Source organism: Chenggangzhangella methanolivorans (assembly GCF_019797865.1).
GTDB lineage: Bacteria > Pseudomonadota > Alphaproteobacteria > Rhizobiales > Methylopilaceae > Methylopila > Methylopila methanolivorans.
Map to the genome: position 1 here is coordinate 4,232,944 of NZ_CP081869.1, position 16,681 is coordinate 4,249,624.

The window sequence follows — 16,681 nt, forward strand, 5'->3', positions numbered from 1 at the left end:
GATCGTCTGACGATCGACTACGGCGTCCTTAGCTCGTCGTCGTCGCCTTGACGGCCTTCAGCGCGCCGAGCGGAATGCGCAGGTCGCCGATCAGCAGAATGGCCTGGCCGGTCGACAGGTCGACGCCGTCCACCACGCCGGTCACCTCGGAGGTGACGGTGACGGCGTTGCCGTCGGTGTCCTTGGCGTCGATCGACAGGGTGTAGAGGCCTTCCGGCGCCTTGGTGCCGTCGGTCTTCTTGCCGTCCCACTCGAAGTTCTGGTCGCCTTCCTTCAGCGAGATGTCGCCGGTGTAGACGATCGCGCCGGAGGAGTTGCGAACCGTCACCGTGCCGGTGACAGCGTCCTTCGGCGAGTTGACGCTCCAGACCGCCTTGTTGTCCTCGAGCTTCGCGGTGTCGCCGTCGGCCGTGATGGTGCGGCCGACGAGGCTGAGCGCGGAGCTCGCCGTCGCGGTCTGGCTCGAGACCAGCAGCGCCGCCAGCGTGTCGTTTGTCTTGAGCTGCTGCTCGACGCCCGCGAACTGCACCAGCTGCTGGGTGAACTGGTTGGTGTCGAGCGGATCGAGCGGGTTCTGGTTCCGGAGCTGCGTCGTCAGCAGCGACAGGAAGGTGGTGAAGTTGTTGGCGAGGCCCGACGTCGAGCTGGAGCCCGACGTGTAGCCGGTCGTCGTGGTGTTGGTGGTGATGCCGTCGATCGCCATCGCGATGTCCTCACACTGTCCTGTCGACGCCGGCCGCTGACAGCGGCGAGCGGGCGTAGGCCGCGAGCGCAGGCGCGGCCTCCTCGATGTCTTCGGCGACCGCGCCGTCGGAGCGGCGCTCGTCCGCGTCGTCGCGCACGAAGGTCTGGCGGCCGTCCTTGAGCTGGAAGGCGAGCCCGCCCTGGCCGAGCTGGAAACCGGCCTGCTCGAGCTGGCGCGTGAGCTCGCGCGCGTCCTGCTTGAGCATGTCGAGCGTCTCGGCCTTCTCGACGATGAGGCGGGTCGCGACGCGGCCGTCATGTCCGATGTCGAGCCGCACGTCGATGCGGCCGAGCTCGCCCGGATCGAGCCGGACCTCGAAGCGGGTGCGCCGGGAGCCGGCGTGGCTCGCGATCTCGGTCGCGACCTGGGCCGCGGCGGCGGAGGCGAGCGCCGAGGTCGGCTGGGCCTGGGCCGAAGACGTGGCCGACGAGGTCGCCGTCGTCTGCGCCTGAGCCGCGGGCGCGGACGCGCGTTCGGCCCCCGGCGCGCTTTCGGCGCGCGAGGCGGGCGCGGTCGCCGCAGCGTCGTCCGCGACCATCTCGTCGGCGGCGCCCTGTTCCTTTGAACCCGGGGCCGCCGCCTTGCCGGCGTCGGGCTTGGTGATCGTCGCCTTCGAGGCGTCCGACTTGGCTTCGGACTTGGCGCCGGCCGTCGCCGCGCCCGTCGTCGCCGTTGCGGCCGTCGCATTGTCCGCGGGCTTGGCGTCGCCGTCCGCGATCGCCGGCGCGGGCGCGGCGAGAGGGGCGGGGGCGTCGAGCTTCTGGCCGCCGGCGGCGGCCTGCTGGATCGTGGCCGCGTCGGCCTTCGAGACCGACGAAACCGATCCGCCGGCGCCCTGGTCGGCGGCCTTGGCCCTCGCCGCCGCGCGGCGCGCCGAGAGGATTTCAGAGGAGGCCGTGGCGGACGCCGCCGCATCCGCCGCCCGGGCTGGCTCGTCGCGGGCGCGTCGGCGGCGAGCCCGGTCTTGGCCGAAATCGACATGACGCCTTCCGCCAATGCGGGCGCCGCCGGCTGGGAGGCCGGTTGCTGGGCGGGCGTCGATCCAGCGTCTTCGACGGCCGGGGCCTGGCCGGCGAGCCCCGCGGCGATCGCCGCGAGCCCGGCCTGATCCTTCAATCCTGAGGCCGTCGTCGGGACGGACGCGAAGGCGAGCGCCTGCGCGGGGCCGGAAGGCGCCGCGGATCCGGAGGCCGGCGTCGCGCCCGTCGCTGCGATCGGCGCCGAGCCGGCCGGGGCGGCGTCGGCCTGCGTCGCGGCGATCGCCGGCGCCGCGGGGGAGGGGGCGAGCAGGGCGGCGACCGGCTGCGCCAAGGCGGCGGAGGCCTCCGCCGCGGCCTTGCGCTTGCGTTCGGCCGTGAGACCCGCGGCCTGCTGATCGGCCGCGCCCGAGGTTTCCGAAACGAACTGCGCGAATTTCCGTCCGACCCGACGGCTGCGGCCGGCTGCGCGACGGGCGCGGCGACAGGCGAGGTCGGGAAGACGAGGGCGGCTGCGACGGTCATCTGGTCCATGCGAATGAACGGTTTCACATGCAGATCAGCAAGCGCCGTGCCAGCGCTCCGTCCGAAAAAGGCCAATGATATCAACGTTATGCGCGCTGGCCCGTGGGGGCGTTTTTGCCGGGCGCGGGAAAATTTTGCCGATCGACCAAGGTTAGACAAATCGTTAAGGAAAAGAATTCGTTAGTATTTGAATTACTGGTCTTTAACCTTTGAAAAAGCCTCGAAATCCCCGCGTTCGCTTAGTCAAATGTTAAATGACGGAGCCTAATGTCTGCACGAACGGGTCAGTCGCGTGTGAGAGTATCTATGAGCGAAATGCCTCGCGGACGAACCAAATACGTGATCGGCCCCGACGGCAGTCCGCTGACGATTGCGGATTTGCCGCCCTGCGACACGAAGCGCTGGGTCATACGGCGCAAGGCTGAGGTCGTGGCCGCCGTGCGCGGCGGGCTTCTCAGCCTGGAAGAGGCGTGCCAGCGCTACACGCTGACCGTCGAGGAGTTCCTGTCTTGGCAGGCTTCGATCGACCGCCACGGACTTGCCGGACTTCGGACGACGCGCATCCAGCAGTATCGCGCCTAAAGTCATCGCAAGTCGTATTAACGATGTTTCGCGCCGGCCCTCGTGGCCGGCGCGGTCGTTTTAGGGCCCCGTCGACGGGCCGGTTAACGACCCGTTTACCATGCGCCGGGCAATTCTTGCCGGGTGGCGCCGATGGTTCGGTCCGGCGCCGCTTCGGGGGTTTGCCGGTGAACGCTCTGGGTCAGTTCCTCAAGTCCTTCGGCGCCGGCCGCGTCGCGGCGATGGGCGTCGTCACGCTCGCGCTCATCGGCTTCTTCGCGTTCGTCATCATCCGCTTCACCGCGCCCACGATGGTGCCGCTCTTCACCGACCTGTCGCCGCAGGACGCGGCCGCGGTCGTGAAGGAGCTCGAGAGCCAAAACGTTCCCTACGAGCTGAAGGGCGACGGCGCCGGCATCCTCGTGCCCAAGGACGACGTCGCCAAGCTTCGCATGCGTCTGGCCGAGCAGCCTGCCGGCCGGCGGCGGCGTCGGCTGGGAGATCTTCGACAAGGGCGACGGCTTCTCGGCCACGAGCTTCGTGCAGAACGTCAACCACCTGCGCGCGCTCGAAGGCGAGATCGCCCGCTCCATCAAGGCGCTCGACCGCGTGGCTTCGGCGCGCGTGCATCTCGTCATTCCCGAGCGCCCGCTCTTCACCCGCGACGCGCCCCAGCCCTCCGCCTCGATCGTGATCCGCGCCCGCGGCGACCTCGGCCAGGGCGAGGTGCGCGCCATCCGGCATCTCGTCGCCTCCGCGGTGCAGGGCCTCAAGCCCGAGAAGGTCTCGCTCGTCGACGAGGGCGGACGCCTGCTCGCCGACGGCGCGGAGGGCGAGGACGCGGCTGACGCGACCGCCGACGAGCGCGGCGCCGCGCTCGAGAAGCGCCTGCGCGACCGCGTCGAGGCGATCGTCGGCCGCGTGGTCGGGGCCGATCGCGCCCGGGTCGAAGTGCGCGCCGAGATCGACCGCACCAAGTCGACCCAGACCTCCGACACCTTCGATCCCGAGAGCAAGGTCGCGCGCTCGACCCAGACCCGCGAGGAGAGCCAGCAGTCGACCCAGCCGGCCGACCAGCAGGTCACCGCCGCCAACCAGATCCCGAACGCGGCCGCCCAGAACGCCGCCGCCCAGGCCGGCAAGGAAGCCTCCAACAAGAACGAGGAGGTGGTGAACTACGAAATCTCGCGCACCACCCACCGAGACCCAGGACGGCGGCCGCGTGAAGCGCCTCTCGGTGGCGGTGCTGGTCGACGGCGTCTACATCCGCGCCCCGAACGGCGACGTGTCCTACGCGCCCCGCGCCGAGGAGGAGCTCGACCGAATCGGCGCGCTGGTGCGCGCGGGCGTCGGCTTCGACCAGGGGCGCGGCGACACGGTCGAGATCGTCAACCTGCGCTTCGCCGACATTCCGGGCCAGAGCGCAGGCGACGCCGGCGCCGAGAGCTGGTTCGACTTCACCCGCGCCGACATCATGCGCGCCGTCGAGCTCGGCGTCCTCGCTCTGCTGACGCTCCTCGTCCTGCTCGTGGTGGTTCGCCCGCTCGTCAGGAAGACGCTCGGCGAAGGCGCCTCGGCGTCTCTCCCGGTGGCGCAGGCCGCCGGCGTCCCGGGCGCGGCGGTCGCCGCCGCTGGCGGGGCGGCGCAGCCGGGCGCTCCGGGCCAGATCGACGCCGGCCAGGGCGGCGCGGCGCAGCTCGGCTTCGTCGGCGACGACGGCGTGAGCCGGCGTCTGGCCGCCGCCGAGGCCGCGGGCCGCAGCAAGGCCGAGTCGATCGAGAAGATCGGCGAGATGGTGCGCGGCGATCCCGCCTCGAGCGCCAATCTCATCCGCCGCATGATGCAGGAGCCCGCGTAACCGATGGCGCCGCTTCCCGCCACGCCGAGCAACCGGACGCTGACCGGCATGGAGCGCGCCGCCGCCATCATGCTGGCGCTCGGCGAGACCCATGGCGCGCCGCTGTGGGCCCAGCTCGACGAGCTCGAAGTGCGCGAGCTTTCGGCCGCGATGTCGACGCTCGGCCCGGTCGATCCGGGCGTGGTCGAGGACCTGCTGGTCAACTTCGTCGGCTCGATGTCGAGCACGAGCGGGCTTGTCGGCAACGTCGACTCGACCGAGCGTCTGCTCACGCAGCTTCTGCCCAAGGAGCGCGTCAACCAGATCATGGAGGAGATCCGGGGGCCGGCCGGCCGCACCATGTGGGAGAAGCTCTCCAACGTGCAGGAGCAGGTGCTCGCGAGCTATCTCAAGAACGAATATCCGCAGACCGTCGCGGTGGTGCTGTCGCGCCTGCGCGCCGAGCAGGCCGCGCGCGTGCTCGCGATCTTCCCCGACGACTTCGCGCTCGACGTCGTGCGCCGCATGCTCGCGATGGAGTCGGTGCAGAAGGACATCCTCGAGCGGATCGAGCAGACCCTGCGTTCGGAGTTCATGTCGGGTCTGTCCCAGTCGTCGAAGCAGGATCCGCATGAGCAGATGGCGGAGATCTTCAACTCCTTCGACCGTCAGACCGAGGCGCGCTTCCTGTCGAAGCTCGAAGAGGCGGCCAAGGAGAGCGCCGACCGCATCAAGCAGCTGATGTTCACCTTCGACGACCTCGGCAAGCTCGACTCGGCCGGCGTCCAGACGCTGCTGCGCGACGCCCCGCGCGACAAGCTCGCGGTCGCGCTCAAAGGCGCGAGCCAGACCATGCGCGACTTCTTCATGGGCAACATGTCGAGCCGCGCCTCCAAGATGCTGCTCGACGACATCGAGGCCATGGGCCCGGTGCGCCTGCGCGACGTCGACGAGGCGCAGTCGATCCTCGTCAATCTCGCCAAGGACCTCGCGGCCTCCGGCCAGATCTCGATCGTCAAGAGCAAGGGGGAGGACGAACTTGTCTACTGACGCTTCGTTCGCGCCCGCGCGCCGTCGGAGGGCCGCATGAGCCAGCCGCAACGCTTCCTGTTCGACACCGACTTCGGCGCGCCGAAGGTCATCAAGGCGCAAGTCGCCACCGTCGCGCTCTCCGACCATGAGGCCGCGCTCGCCGAGGCCGAGGCCTCGGGCTATCGCCGCGGCGAGGCCGACGGCCGGCGCGCCGCGCGCGAGGCCGACGCCGCCCGCCTCAACGCCGCGATCGAGACGCTCGGCGCGCAGCTCGCCGTCGCGCTCGCCGACGCCGACGCGCGCGCCCTGACCGTCGAACGCGAGGCCGCGGTGCTGGCGCTCGCCTTCGCCCGCAAGCTCGCGGGCGCGGCGGTCGCGCAGTTCCCGCTCGCCGAGATCGAGGCGGCGGCGGCCTGCTTCGCTGAGATCCGCCAGGCCCCGCATCTCGTCGCCCGCGTCGCGCCCGACTTCGTCGAGGGCGTGCGCGCCTCTTTGACGGAAGCCGCCCAGCAGCGCGGCTTCGCGGGCCGCCTGATCGTGCTTGGCGATCCCGAGGTCGCCGAGGGCGACGCACGGCTCGAATGGGCGGACGGCGGCGTGATCCGCGACGCCGCGGCGGTCGCCCGCGCCATCGACCGGGCGGTCGAGCAGAGATTTGGGGCGCCGGACGAGTCTGGGCCCGAGGGATTGGACGGGCCTGAAGGAGACGACCGATGAGCGCCGACAAAAGCGTCCCGCTGCCGGATCTTGGCTCGGGCGGCGACGACCTCGACCTCGTCGACGGCCGCCGCCCCGGCGATCCCTCGACCGAGCCGCGCGCGGCCTCCGACCTCGAGGCGGTGTTCGACGTGCCTGTCGCGGTCTCGGCGGTGCTCGGCCGCGCGCGGCTCGAGGTGCAGCAGCTGATGCGGCTGCGGCCCGGCGCGATCATCGAGCTCGACCGCAAGATCGGCGAGGCGATCGACATCTACGTCAACGACCGGCTGGTCGCGCGCGGCGAGGTCGTCCTCGTCGAGGAGCGGCTCGGCGTCACCATGACCGAAATCATCAAGCCCGACAGGGCCTAACCGAGAGGGGGAGCGAGAAAATGCGCCTCACCATCGTCGGCCATCTGAAGGGCCAGCTCACCGTCGCCACCCGCATCGCCATGGACCGCGGCGCCGCCGTCGTCCATGCCGAGACCGTCGAGCAGGCCCTGCGGACGCTCCGCGCCGGCCGCGGCGCCGACCTCATCATGATCGACGTCGCGCTCCCCGTGCGCGATCTCGTGGGCGCGCTCGAGGCCGAGCGCTTCCACATTCCGGTGGTCGCCTGCGGCGTCGACAACGACGCCCGCGCCGCAGTCGAGGCGATCCGCGCCGGCGCGAAAGAATACATCCCGCTTCCGCCCGACCCGGAGCTCATCGCCGCGGTGCTCGCCGCTGTCGCCGACGACGGCCGCGACATGGTGTTCCGCGATCCCTCGATGGTGTCGCTGGTGCAGCTGTCGACCCAGATCGCCGGCTCCTCGGCGTCCGTGCTCATCACCGGCGAAAGCGGCTCGGGCAAGGAGATGCTGGCCCGCCACGTCCATACGAAGAGCCCGCGCGCCAACGCGCCGTTCGTGTCGGTGAACTGCGCCGCGATCCCCGAGCAGTTGCTCGAAAGCGAGCTCTTCGGCCATGAGAAGGGCGCGTTCACGGGCGCGACGGCGCGGCGCATCGGCAAGTTCGAGGAAGCGAGCGGCGGCACGCTGCTGCTCGACGAAATCTCCGAGATGGACGTGCGCCTTCAGGCCAAGCTGCTGCGCGCGCTGCAGGAGCGGGTGATCGACCGCGTCGGCGGCGGAAAGCCGGTTTCGGTCGACATCCGCGTGATCGCGACCTCGAACCGCAACCTCGCGGACGAGGTGAGGAAGGGCACGTTCCGCGAGGACCTGCTCTATCGCCTCAACGTCGTGAACCTGAAGATCCCGCCGCTGCGCGAGCGGCCCGCCGACGTGCTCGCGCTCGCCGCCCACTTCGCCAACAAATACGCCCGCATCAACGGCTTCCCGGTGCGCCCGCTCTCGGCGGAGGCCCGCGGCGAGCTCGCCCGCTCGCGTTTTCCCGGCAACGTCCGCGAGCTCGAGAACACGATCCACCGCGCCGTGCTGCTCGCGGCCGGCCCCGAGATCGGCGTCGAGGCGATCCGCACGCCCGACGGCGCGCCGCTCGAACCTCAGGCCGCCCGCAGCCCCGCGGCCCGCGCGGCCGCGACCGCAGAAGAGGTGACGCGCTCCTTCGTCGGCCGCACGCTCGCCGACGTCGAGCGCGACCTGATCTTCGACACGCTCGGCCACACCCGCGGCAACCGCACGCATGCGGCCAACATCCTCGGCATCTCGATCCGGACGCTGAGGAACAAGCTCAACCAGTACGACGACGAGGGCTTCGCCGTGCCGCCGCCGCAGGCGGGCGTGGCGGCGGCCTGAAGGGGAGAGTTCGATGACCGACGCCTCGGGGGCGGCGATCGACTACGCCAAGGCGATCGCCGAGGCGAGCGCCTATCTGGCGACCCGCTCCGGTGGGGGACATGAGGCGGCGCGCAGCCGCTGGGGCCTCTGGGCGTCGCTGCGCCCGAGCGAGGATCTGCGCTACCCCGTGCCGGAGCTCGACCCGACGCGGCGGTGAGGGCAGGCTGCCGTCCGCCTTCCTGCCGGGCCATGGGGCGCGGCGGCATGTGAGCCGGACTGAGCTATGACCGAGATGCCGCGCCGCGATCCCCGCGCGCTCGTCGACCTCGCTATCGAGCCGGTGGACGCGCGCGACTATGCAAGGCTGCTCGCGGCTTTGGCCGAAGCGCCAGGCATCGTGGTGAACTACGCCGAGACCGGCTATGCAGCGCTGATCTCTGGTCCGGATGAACTGACGCTGGACCGCTTGGTCCGCGACCTGAGAGAGACGTCCGGAATCCCTGTGCATTTCGGCGCTCCAGCCGTCGCCTATCGCGAGACTATTCTCCGTCCCGCGTCAGTCGACGTCACGAAAAGGGGGCAGGGCGCGTTCGCCCGCGTCGTCCTATCTCTAGAGCCGACACGAGGTGACCGCTGCTTCGTCAGCGAGGCGTCCGAGGGCGCGCTGCCGCCGGACCATGTCGCCGCGGTCGAAAGCGCTGTCGCAGAAGTTTTCGCCGCGGGAGTCGTGGCCGGTTTTCCGGTGGCTGGCGTTCTCGCCACCCTGCGCGACGGCGCTTGGCACGCGACGGACTCGTCTGCGAATGCGTTTCGCCTTGCGGCGCTCCATGGGCTACGCGAAGCGCTCACGAAGGCGGGCGCCGTTCTTCTCGAACCCTGCATGAGCGTTCGTGTGGTCGCCCCGTCGCCGGCGGTCGGCGCGGTCATGGCGGATCTGCGCTCGCGAAGAGGCAAGGAGATCCGAGGCGAACGACAGGCCGACGAGGCTATTGTGACGGCGGTCGTCCCGCTGCCCAACCTGTTCGGCTACGCCAACACGCTTCGGAGCATCACGAAGGGGCACGGCGCCGTCGAGATGACGTTCGCCCGTGACGAGGTCGTCAGCGACGATTCCGACGACCCGTTCGCGCCCGCGGCCGCGATGCGCGCCTGAGCCCTCAGATCTGATCTAACCCGTCTCGCCCACCACGCGGTCGCGGCCGAGGCGCTTGGCTTCGTAGAGGCGCTTGTCGGCCTTGGCGACCAGGTCGCGGAGGTCGCCGCCGCCGAAGTTCGACGTCGCGACGCCGACGCTCATCGTCACCTGACGGCCGCAGGCCTTGGCGACGTCCTCGGCGACAGCGAGGCGCAGCCGTTCGGCGACGTCGACGGCCTCCTGGCGTCCGACGCCGCGCAGCAGAAGCGCGAACTCCTCGCCGCCGTAGCGGAACACGAGGTCGCCGTCGCGCAAATGCGCCTCGAGCGCCCGGCCGAGCGCGCGCAGCACCGCGTCGCCGGCGTCGTGGCCGCCCTCGTCGTTGATCTCCTTGAAACGGTCGACGTCCGCCATCGCGACCGCGACCGGGCGCGCGTCGATCGCCGGCCGCTCCAGCCAGTCCCGGCGCAGCTGCTCGAACGCGGCGCGGTTCTTTACGCCGGTGAGCTCGTCGGTGTGGGCGCGCTCGAGCAGATCCTCGTAGCGGCTGCGATAGGTGAGCGCCTGGAACACGTCCCGGATCGGGCGCGGCCGTCGGGGCTCGGCGGCCGGCTCCAGCACGACGAGGTAGAAGCCCATCAGCAGGCTGTAGAGCGCCGCGGCCCCGACCTTGGCCACCCAGCCCCCGGTCAGCGCCTCGAAGGGCGTGCCCGTGACCCAGTGCAGCACGGGGAAGAAGGCGAGCTGGTCGAAGCTGAGCACGATCGCCGACCCGATGAAGGCGCTCGCCACGACGTTGCGCGCGAACACGCGCGACAGCCGTTCGTAGATGAGGATCAAGAGGATGCAGTCGACGAACAGGAGCAGCGTGCCCCAGACCATCAATGTGCCGATCTGGTCGAGGAACTTGAGGTCCGGCGCATAGCCCGGCATCTGCACGACGTCGGAATGAAACCGCAGGATCAGCGCGAGCACGACGAGCAGCATGTTGCCGATCAGCAGGCCGTAGATCGGCTGCCGCACCGTCTCCGCGTCCTCGCGGATGTAGAGCAGCAGGAACATCATCAGCTTGCCGGAGAACAGCACCGTGGAGCCCGGCGACAGCAGGCCGAACGGCAGCTCGATGAAGAACACCGCCGCCAGATAGGTCTCGAGGAAGTGCATCACCCCGAGCGCGCAGACGAACAGGCCGACGCCGTAAGTCTTGCGGGCGCGCAACAGCGCGGACATCACGCCGAAATAGACCAGCGCCTGAACGGAAAGCAACGCGACGCCGGCCATTTGCAGATTATCTCGACGAGAACCGCGGCGCCTGGCGGGCGCCGCGCCGGGGCTAACAGGCCCTGACGGCCGAGATTATCACGCCGCGTCGCGAGATTAAACGCCGCGTCGGCGCAAGCGGATGAAAGCGTAAAGGAAAAGCGCGCCGAGGCCTGTGAAGAACGCGATGTTGAAATAGGGCGTCACGCCGTCGGCGGGATCCCAGCGGCGGACGTTGGTGGCGTTCGGGAACCACGAGAACAGGTGGACGCGCCAGCCGTATTTCGTGACGAGCGCGACGCCGCGCTCCTGCGCGATCGAGGAGGCGATCGCCTGCTCGTCGGCGGAGTTGAACTTGAGGTAGGGCGGAAAGCCCCAGCCGGTGTCCTCGTTGCGGTAGACCCGCGGGCTTTTGTCGTCGACGTCTTCGGCGAAGATGTAGAACACGTCGCGGCTCGCCCCGACGTTCTCGCCGCCGCCCACCGGCTTGCCGCTGGCGTCGACCCTGCGGACCTCGGTGTTGACGATCCGGACCACGTCGTGGCGCGGCAGCACGTAGTGCAGGAAGGCGCCGACCGGCGCGAGGACGAGCAGGGCGACGATAAGCAGGACGCGCAACGAGGTTCTCCGGACGAGCGGGGAGGGCTTGAGGCTGATATTGGATCTCGCCGCCCGCGCGCCAAACGCTCCGCGACCGAAAACCGCCGGCGCGAGGACAGGACTTAGTCCGCCAGCGCGGCTTTTCGCAGACGTTTCGCCTTTTTGGCGTCGGCGAGAAGGGCCAGCCGGTCGACGGCGGTCATGATCAGGTCTTCGAGCTCGTCGAGCTCGGGCTTTGAGGCTTTGGCGGGCTCGAACATCGAGCGCGCGTAGGTCCTAGGCGGATAGAGCTCCGCCCAGCTTCGGCCGAACCGGGCCCGCGCGAAGCGTTCGTTGGTCGGGGCGTATTGCGAGCGGATGCGCTCGTAGGCCGTCTGATCAAGCGCCACATAGGGCGTCCTGTCGTAGCCTAGGCGCTGGCAGCGCTGCTTGAAGTCGGCGTAGACGGGACCGAACCCGTTAAGGCTCATGAGCTTGGGTCCCGCCCGCCGCATGATCTCTTGCGCGGCGTAGACGGACTTCGCCCCGGCGTTGGGATTGCGCAGCTGCACGTCCTCGAGCGTGGCGTCGTCCGAAATCCCGCAGCGTCGGATGAAGTCGCGTTCAAGCCCGGCCTTCGCCGCCTGCTCGAAGGAGACGACCTGGAGCTCGCAGCGCGGCTCGTCGACGAACCGCCTGAGGTAGCGCTCGGGATCCGCGCCGCCGCTCTCCGCCGCTTCGGCGCAGAACGCCTCGAAGGAGATGAGGCGCGACATCCGCTTCTGGCTCTGCACGTATTTGGAGTTCAGCCAGGCCGGCTGGTCGCGCACATAGGCGATCACCACCACGCGATAGCCGCGCTTCTCGAAGAAGGTCAGGATGCGCGGGAACATCTCGCGCACCGTGAACGAGTTGCAGAACATCTCGCTCGACAGCAGCACGTCCATGCCCGCCTTGCAGGCGATGTCGTCGATCTCGCTCCAGAGCATCGCGCCCGGCTTCAGGTCGCCGTTGCGGCGGATCTCCGGGCGCGTCCCGAGGTCCTGATGATTGCGGGCCGGCCTGCCATGCTCGCCGATGAGCAGCGGGAAGTAGAGCCCCAGCTCGACGAGGCGCTCGTAGTTCGTTCGGCAGAAATGCTGGATCGAGGTTGAGCCCGTCTTATGCGGGCCGATATGGAGATAAGCCGTCGGTCGGCGGCCGGGACCCATCGAGACGCGCTCCGTCGGCGGCCTGCCCCCCACGGACCGTCTCGCCACCCAAAGTGGTATTCGACAGGGGCGTCGGGAGCCAAATGAAGAACGGCTTGCGAGGCCATGCTCTCCGCTTTGTGATCTGCGCGGCGATCGGGACGGCCGCGGGCGTGGCCGCGCGGCTTGCGACCGGAACCCCGAACGCGCTCGCGTTGGGATGGGACGCCGCCGCGATCTCCTATACGGCGCATGTCTGGGCGACCCTGCTTCCGGCCTCGGCCGACGAGATGGTGGCGTGGTCGGGCCAGGAGGACGAAGGCCGCTGGGCGATCACGCTCCTGCTCACCGCGGCGGCGGCCGCGAGCGGTGTGGCGGTGTTCGACATGGCCTCGCAGGGCGCCGCGGCGCTTGCGGCGCTCACGATCCTCTGCTCCTGGACGCTCGTCCACACGGTGTTCGCCGCCCATTACGCGCACCGCTGCTTCTCGGGCGGGCCGAAGTCGCCCGGCCTCGACTTCCCGGGAGAACGGCCGCGCTTCTCCGACTTCGCCTACTACTCGTTCACGATCGGCATGACGTTCCAGACCTCGGACGTCGACACGCGGTCCGGCGAGATGCGCAGGCTGACGCTGGTTCACAGCGTGGTGTCGTTCATCTTCAACACGGTGATTATCGCGATCAGCGTCGGACTCGCGGGCGGCCTGATCGGCGGGAACTGATCGTCACCCGCGCCCGACCTCGCCGGCGACGAGCCGCGCGAGCAGCCGATCGACCACGGGCAATCGCGACAGCGGGGCGGCGAGCCGGTCGCGCAGCAGCGGCAGGAGCCGGCTGTCGGACTGGTAGACCGGCGTGAACAGCCGGCTGAACGCCTGATAGAGCCGCACATGCCCGCGCCGGGCCGCCGCATAGGCGGCCGCGGCCTCGGTCGGGTCGCGGGCCTCGGCGAAGGCGCGTCCGAGCGCCTCGGCGTCGAGCAGCGCCATATTTGCGCCCTGGCCGAGCTGCGGGCTCGTCGAGTGGGCCGCGTCGCCGATCACCGCGAAGCGCTCGCCGAACGGCCGCGCGAGCGTGTGGTGGCCGTAGGTCGCAAGAATCAGCTCGTCGGGATGCTGGATGTTCGCGATCGCCGTCGCGGCCGCCGGCCAAAGCGTCGCGACCTCATCTTTCCACGCTTCGAGGCCGCGCGCGCGCCACTGCCCGTAGGCCGCCGGCTTCAGGCTCCAGAAGAAGGCGGCCAGCGGCGCGTCCTCGCCAAACCGCCGGCCGATCGGCAGCAGCCCGACCATGCGCCTGGCGGCCTCGTAGCGCTGTTCGAGCGCGGTCTCGTCGAAGGGCGCGCCGGGCCAAGCGACGTCGCTCCAGAGCGCGCCATAGGCGAGCGCGCGGCGACGGTCCGAAAAACCCGCCGAGAGCGGCGAGCGCGAGCCGGCCGCGTCGATCGCCGCGTCGAAGGGCCCGAGAACGCGGCCGGATTTCGCCACAAGGCTCGGCCGGCCGTCCGCGCCGCGTTCCAGACGGTCGATCTCGAAACCGGTCTCGAAGGTGACGCCGTCCTGCCGCTGGGCGGCGTCCAGCAGCGCGCCGAACAGCGCCGAGCGGTGGACGCCGAGCCCTTCGCGGCCGAGCGCGCGATAGCGCACGTCGAGCACGGTCCGGCCGCTGGCCTCGCCGAACAGCCGGCGGATCGGACGGCCATGGGCGGCGACCGCCTCGCCGAGACCGAGCGCCTCGAGCGCCGAAAAGCCGGTCGGCTGCACGATCAGGCCGGACCCGACCGGACGCGGCGAGCCGAAACGCTCGACGACGACGACGCGATGGCCTGCGCGCGCCAGAAACAGCGCCGCCGCGAGGCCGCCGATCCCGGCCCCGGCCACGGCGATCTCCAGACGGGCCATGCGATGCTTCCTCCGATATGCGCCGAGGCTGGGCGCTAAGGCTGGGCGCCAAGGCGCCGACGACCGCCGCCCGTCATGCCCGCGCCTTCGCGCGGGTATCCACGACTTCGGCGTCGGGCGCTACGGTCTCCGGACGTCGTGGATGCCCGGCTCCTCCGGGCCTGACGGCGTCGTTTCCTGCGCCGTCAGGTCGATGGCCGCGACTTCGTTACCGGATCCGTTAACTCCCCGCTAACCATGCGCCCGGCAATTTCTGCCGAGCGCGATTTGGCGTTGCGCGGTGGGGTATCGCATGTCCGACGTGACGGTGGCAGGTCCGGCTCAGCCCGTGGTTCCGGGCGCGGGCGCGCCGTCGGGGGGCGGCGCGGGCTTCGCGATGCCGGCCTGGGCGCTCGGCATCTGGCAGATGCTCCGGCGGGGCGACCTGAGCCTCGCGCTTGGCGTCCTCGTCATCCTGTGCGTGCTCATCGTCCCGCTGCCGGCGCTGCTGCTCGACGTGCTGCTCGCGGTCTCGATCATCCTCTCCGTCCTCATCCTGATGACGGCGCTCTTCATCGAGAAGCCGCTCGAATTCTCGGCTTTCCCGACGGTCCTGCTCGTCGCCACCATGCTGCGGCTGTCGCTCAACCTCGCCTCGACGCGCCTGATCCTCGGCCACGGCCATGAGGGCACGGACGCCGCCGGCCACGTCATCGAAGCCTTCGGCAACTTCGTGATGGGCGGCAATTTCGTGATCGGCGTGATCGTGTTCGCGATCCTTCTGATCGTGAACTTCGTCGTCATCACCAAGGGTTCGGGCCGCATCGCGGAAGTCGCGGCCCGCTTCACCCTCGACGCCATGCCCGGCAAGCAGATGGCGATCGACGCCGATCTCTCCGCCGGCCTCATCGACGAGACCACCGCCAAGACGCGCCGCAAGGAGCTCGAGGACGAATCGACCTTCTTCGGCGCCATGGACGGCGCCTCGAAGTTCGTGCGCGGCGACGCGATCGCGGGCCTGCTGATCCTCTTCACCACCATCATCGGCGGCATGATCGTCGGCATCGCGCAGAACGGCATGACGTTCGCGAACGCCGCGCATTCCTACACGCTGCTGTCGATCGGCGACGGCCTCGTCTCCCAGATTCCGGCGCTGATCGTCTCGACCGCCGCGGGCCTGCTGGTCTCGAAGGCGGGCGTTTCGGGCTCGGCCGACCGCGCGCTCGTCCGCCAGCTCTCGGGCTATCCGAAGGCGCTCGGCCTTGCGGCCGCGGTCATGGGCGTGATGGCGTTCCTGCCCGGCATCCCGTTCATCCCCTTCATGGGCCTTGCGGTCGGCGCCGGCTATCTCGCCTATCGGGCCGAGCAGGGCCACAAGGCGGCGGACGCGGCGCGCATCGCCAAGGCGGTCGGCGACGCAGCCGGCGGCGCGGCGGCCGGGCCCCAGGAGGAGCCGGTCACGGCCGCGCTCAAGATGGACGAGGTCAAGATCGAGCTCGGCTACGCGCTGCTGCCGCTCGTCGACGCCTCCAGCGGCACCGACAAGCTCACCGAGCAGATCAAGGCGCTGCGCAAGACGATCGCCGGCGAGATGGGCTTCCTGATGCCGCAGGTGCGCCTCGTCGACAATCTGCAGCTGCCGCCGAACGGCTATGTGGTGAAGGTCAAGGAAGTCGACAGCGGCACGGGCAACGTCTACCCGGCCCAGTTCATGGTGATGGACCCGACCGGCCAGCAGGTCACGCTTCCGGGCGTCCACACGGTCGAGCCGACCTTCGGGCTGCCGGCCACCTGGGTCGACGCGAATCTGCGCGAGGAGGCCAACATCCGCGGCTACACGGTGGTGGACGCCACCACCGTGCTCTCGACGCATCTGTCGGAAATCGTGAAGGGCAACATGCCCGATCTCCTGACCTACGCCGAGGTCACGAAGCTTCTGAAGGAACTGCCCAAGGAGCAGCAGAAGCTCGTCGAGGAGATCGTGCCGAGCCAGATCTCGACCACGGGCGTCCAGCGCGTGCTGCAGCTGCTCACCGAGCGCGTCTCGATCCGCGACCTCTCGGGCATCCTCGAAGGCATCGCCGAGGCGGTGGCCTACACCCGCGCGCCGGCCCAGATCGTCGAGCATGTCCGCTCGCGGCTCTCCCGCCAGCTCTGCGCGCAATACCAGACCTACAACGGCTACCTTCCGCTGGTCGCGCTCTCGCCGGCCTGGGAGCAGGCCTTCGCCGAGGCCACGATCGGGACGGGCGAGGAGAAGAACCTCGCGATGGCGCCCTCCAAGCTCCACGAATTCGTCGCCGCCGTGCGCGACGCCTTCGAGGAGGCGGCCAAGATCGGCGAGAGCCCGGTGCTGCTCACCTCCGCCTCGGCGCGCCCCTTCGTGCGCTCCATCATCGAGCGCTTCCGCAGCCAGACGCCGGTGATGTCGCAGAACGAAGTGCATCCGCGCGCGCGGCTGAAGACGGTCGGGAGCGTGTGAGGGCTCTTCTGTCTCGATCGATGCACAGCCGCGATGCGCCGTTC

16 protein-coding genes and 1 pseudogene are annotated in these 16,681 nt (G+C 69.9%); 11 read left to right on the plus strand and 6 right to left on the minus strand.

Annotated features, from left to right (window positions below):
* Positions 1-28 precede the first annotated feature (28 nt).
* Both K6K41_RS22240 and K6K41_RS22245 read right to left on the minus strand, forming a co-directional pair.
* Positions 29-703, minus strand: coding sequence for a flagellar hook assembly protein FlgD (locus tag K6K41_RS22240; protein ID WP_261402316.1), 675 nt, complete (start codon positions 701-703; stop codon positions 29-31).
* A 10-nt stretch (positions 704-713) separates the two neighbouring features.
* A complete protein-coding gene (locus tag K6K41_RS22245) occupies positions 714-1,283 on the minus strand; it encodes a flagellar hook-length control protein FliK (RefSeq protein WP_261402317.1) in 570 nt (189 codons plus the stop codon).
* Between the two features lie 426 nt (positions 1,284-1,709).
* Between K6K41_RS22245 and K6K41_RS22250 the strand changes: the two genes are divergently transcribed.
* From K6K41_RS22250 to K6K41_RS22290, 9 genes and pseudogenes are all read left to right on the plus strand, one after another.
* Entirely contained in the window at positions 1,710-1,853 is a 144-nt protein-coding gene (locus K6K41_RS22250; protein ID WP_261402318.1) for a hypothetical protein, read from the plus strand.
* Between the two features lie 700 nt (positions 1,854-2,553).
* Positions 2,554-2,829 (plus strand): CtrA inhibitor SciP, encoded by a 276-nt coding sequence (gene sciP / locus K6K41_RS22255; protein WP_261402319.1) that lies wholly within the window; start codon positions 2,554-2,556, stop codon positions 2,827-2,829.
* A gap of 167 nt (positions 2,830-2,996) precedes the next feature.
* Positions 2,997-4,666, plus strand: a pseudogene (gene fliF / locus K6K41_RS22260) (flagellar basal-body MS-ring/collar protein FliF).
* Positions 4,667-4,669: 3 nt separating this feature from the next.
* On the plus strand, positions 4,670-5,695 hold the full coding sequence (gene fliG / locus K6K41_RS22265; RefSeq protein ID WP_261402320.1) for a flagellar motor switch protein FliG: 1,026 nt from the start codon (positions 4,670-4,672) through the stop codon (positions 5,693-5,695).
* A gap of 36 nt (positions 5,696-5,731) precedes the next feature.
* A complete protein-coding gene (locus K6K41_RS22270; RefSeq protein ID WP_261402321.1) occupies positions 5,732-6,394 on the plus strand; it encodes a FliH/SctL family protein in 663 nt (220 codons plus the stop codon).
* Positions 6,391-6,744 carry a flagellar motor switch protein FliN gene (gene fliN / locus K6K41_RS22275; protein WP_261402322.1) on the plus strand — a complete coding sequence of 118 codons (354 nt, stop codon included), beginning with the start codon at positions 6,391-6,393 and terminating at the stop codon, positions 6,742-6,744. The genes K6K41_RS22270 and fliN overlap by 4 nt, the downstream gene beginning before the upstream one ends.
* A 20-nt stretch (positions 6,745-6,764) precedes the next feature.
* Complete coding sequence (flbD, locus tag K6K41_RS22280) at positions 6,765-8,129, plus strand: sigma-54-dependent transcriptional regulator FlbD (protein ID WP_261402323.1); 1,365 nt, start codon at positions 6,765-6,767, stop codon at positions 8,127-8,129.
* A 13-nt stretch (positions 8,130-8,142) separates the two neighbouring features.
* Entirely contained in the window at positions 8,143-8,328 is a 186-nt protein-coding gene (locus tag K6K41_RS22285; RefSeq protein WP_261402324.1) for a hypothetical protein, read from the plus strand.
* Between the two features lie 66 nt (positions 8,329-8,394).
* On the plus strand, positions 8,395-9,264 hold the full coding sequence (locus K6K41_RS22290) for a translation factor GTPase family protein (RefSeq protein WP_261402325.1): 870 nt from the start codon (positions 8,395-8,397) through the stop codon (positions 9,262-9,264).
* A gap of 15 nt (positions 9,265-9,279) precedes the next feature.
* Here the strand turns inward: K6K41_RS22290 and K6K41_RS22295 are convergent, their stop codons facing one another.
* The 3 genes from K6K41_RS22295 to K6K41_RS22305 form a co-directional block, all read right to left on the minus strand.
* Positions 9,280-10,527 carry a GGDEF domain-containing protein gene (locus K6K41_RS22295; protein WP_261402326.1) on the minus strand — a complete coding sequence of 416 codons (1,248 nt, stop codon included), beginning with the start codon at positions 10,525-10,527 and terminating at the stop codon, positions 9,280-9,282.
* A gap of 96 nt (positions 10,528-10,623) precedes the next feature.
* Entirely contained in the window at positions 10,624-11,124 is a 501-nt protein-coding gene (locus tag K6K41_RS22300; protein ID WP_261402327.1) for a DUF1523 family protein, read from the minus strand.
* 104 nt (positions 11,125-11,228) lie between these two features.
* Entirely contained in the window at positions 11,229-12,296 is a 1,068-nt protein-coding gene (locus tag K6K41_RS22305; protein ID WP_261402328.1) for a hypothetical protein, read from the minus strand.
* An 83-nt stretch (positions 12,297-12,379) separates the two neighbouring features.
* On the opposite strand from K6K41_RS22305, the gene K6K41_RS22310 reads away from it, so the two are divergent.
* A complete protein-coding gene (locus K6K41_RS22310) occupies positions 12,380-12,997 on the plus strand; it encodes a DUF1345 domain-containing protein (protein ID WP_261402329.1) in 618 nt (205 codons plus the stop codon).
* A gap of 3 nt (positions 12,998-13,000) precedes the next feature.
* On the opposite strand, the gene K6K41_RS22315 is transcribed toward K6K41_RS22310, so the two are convergent.
* Positions 13,001-14,176, minus strand: coding sequence for an FAD-dependent oxidoreductase (locus K6K41_RS22315; RefSeq protein WP_261402330.1), 1,176 nt, complete (start codon positions 14,174-14,176; stop codon positions 13,001-13,003).
* 292 nt (positions 14,177-14,468) lie between these two features.
* Between K6K41_RS22315 and flhA the strand changes: the two genes are divergently transcribed.
* A complete protein-coding gene (flhA, locus tag K6K41_RS22320; RefSeq protein WP_428978542.1) occupies positions 14,469-16,637 on the plus strand; it encodes a flagellar biosynthesis protein FlhA in 2,169 nt (722 codons plus the stop codon).
* Positions 16,638-16,681 lie beyond the last annotated feature (44 nt).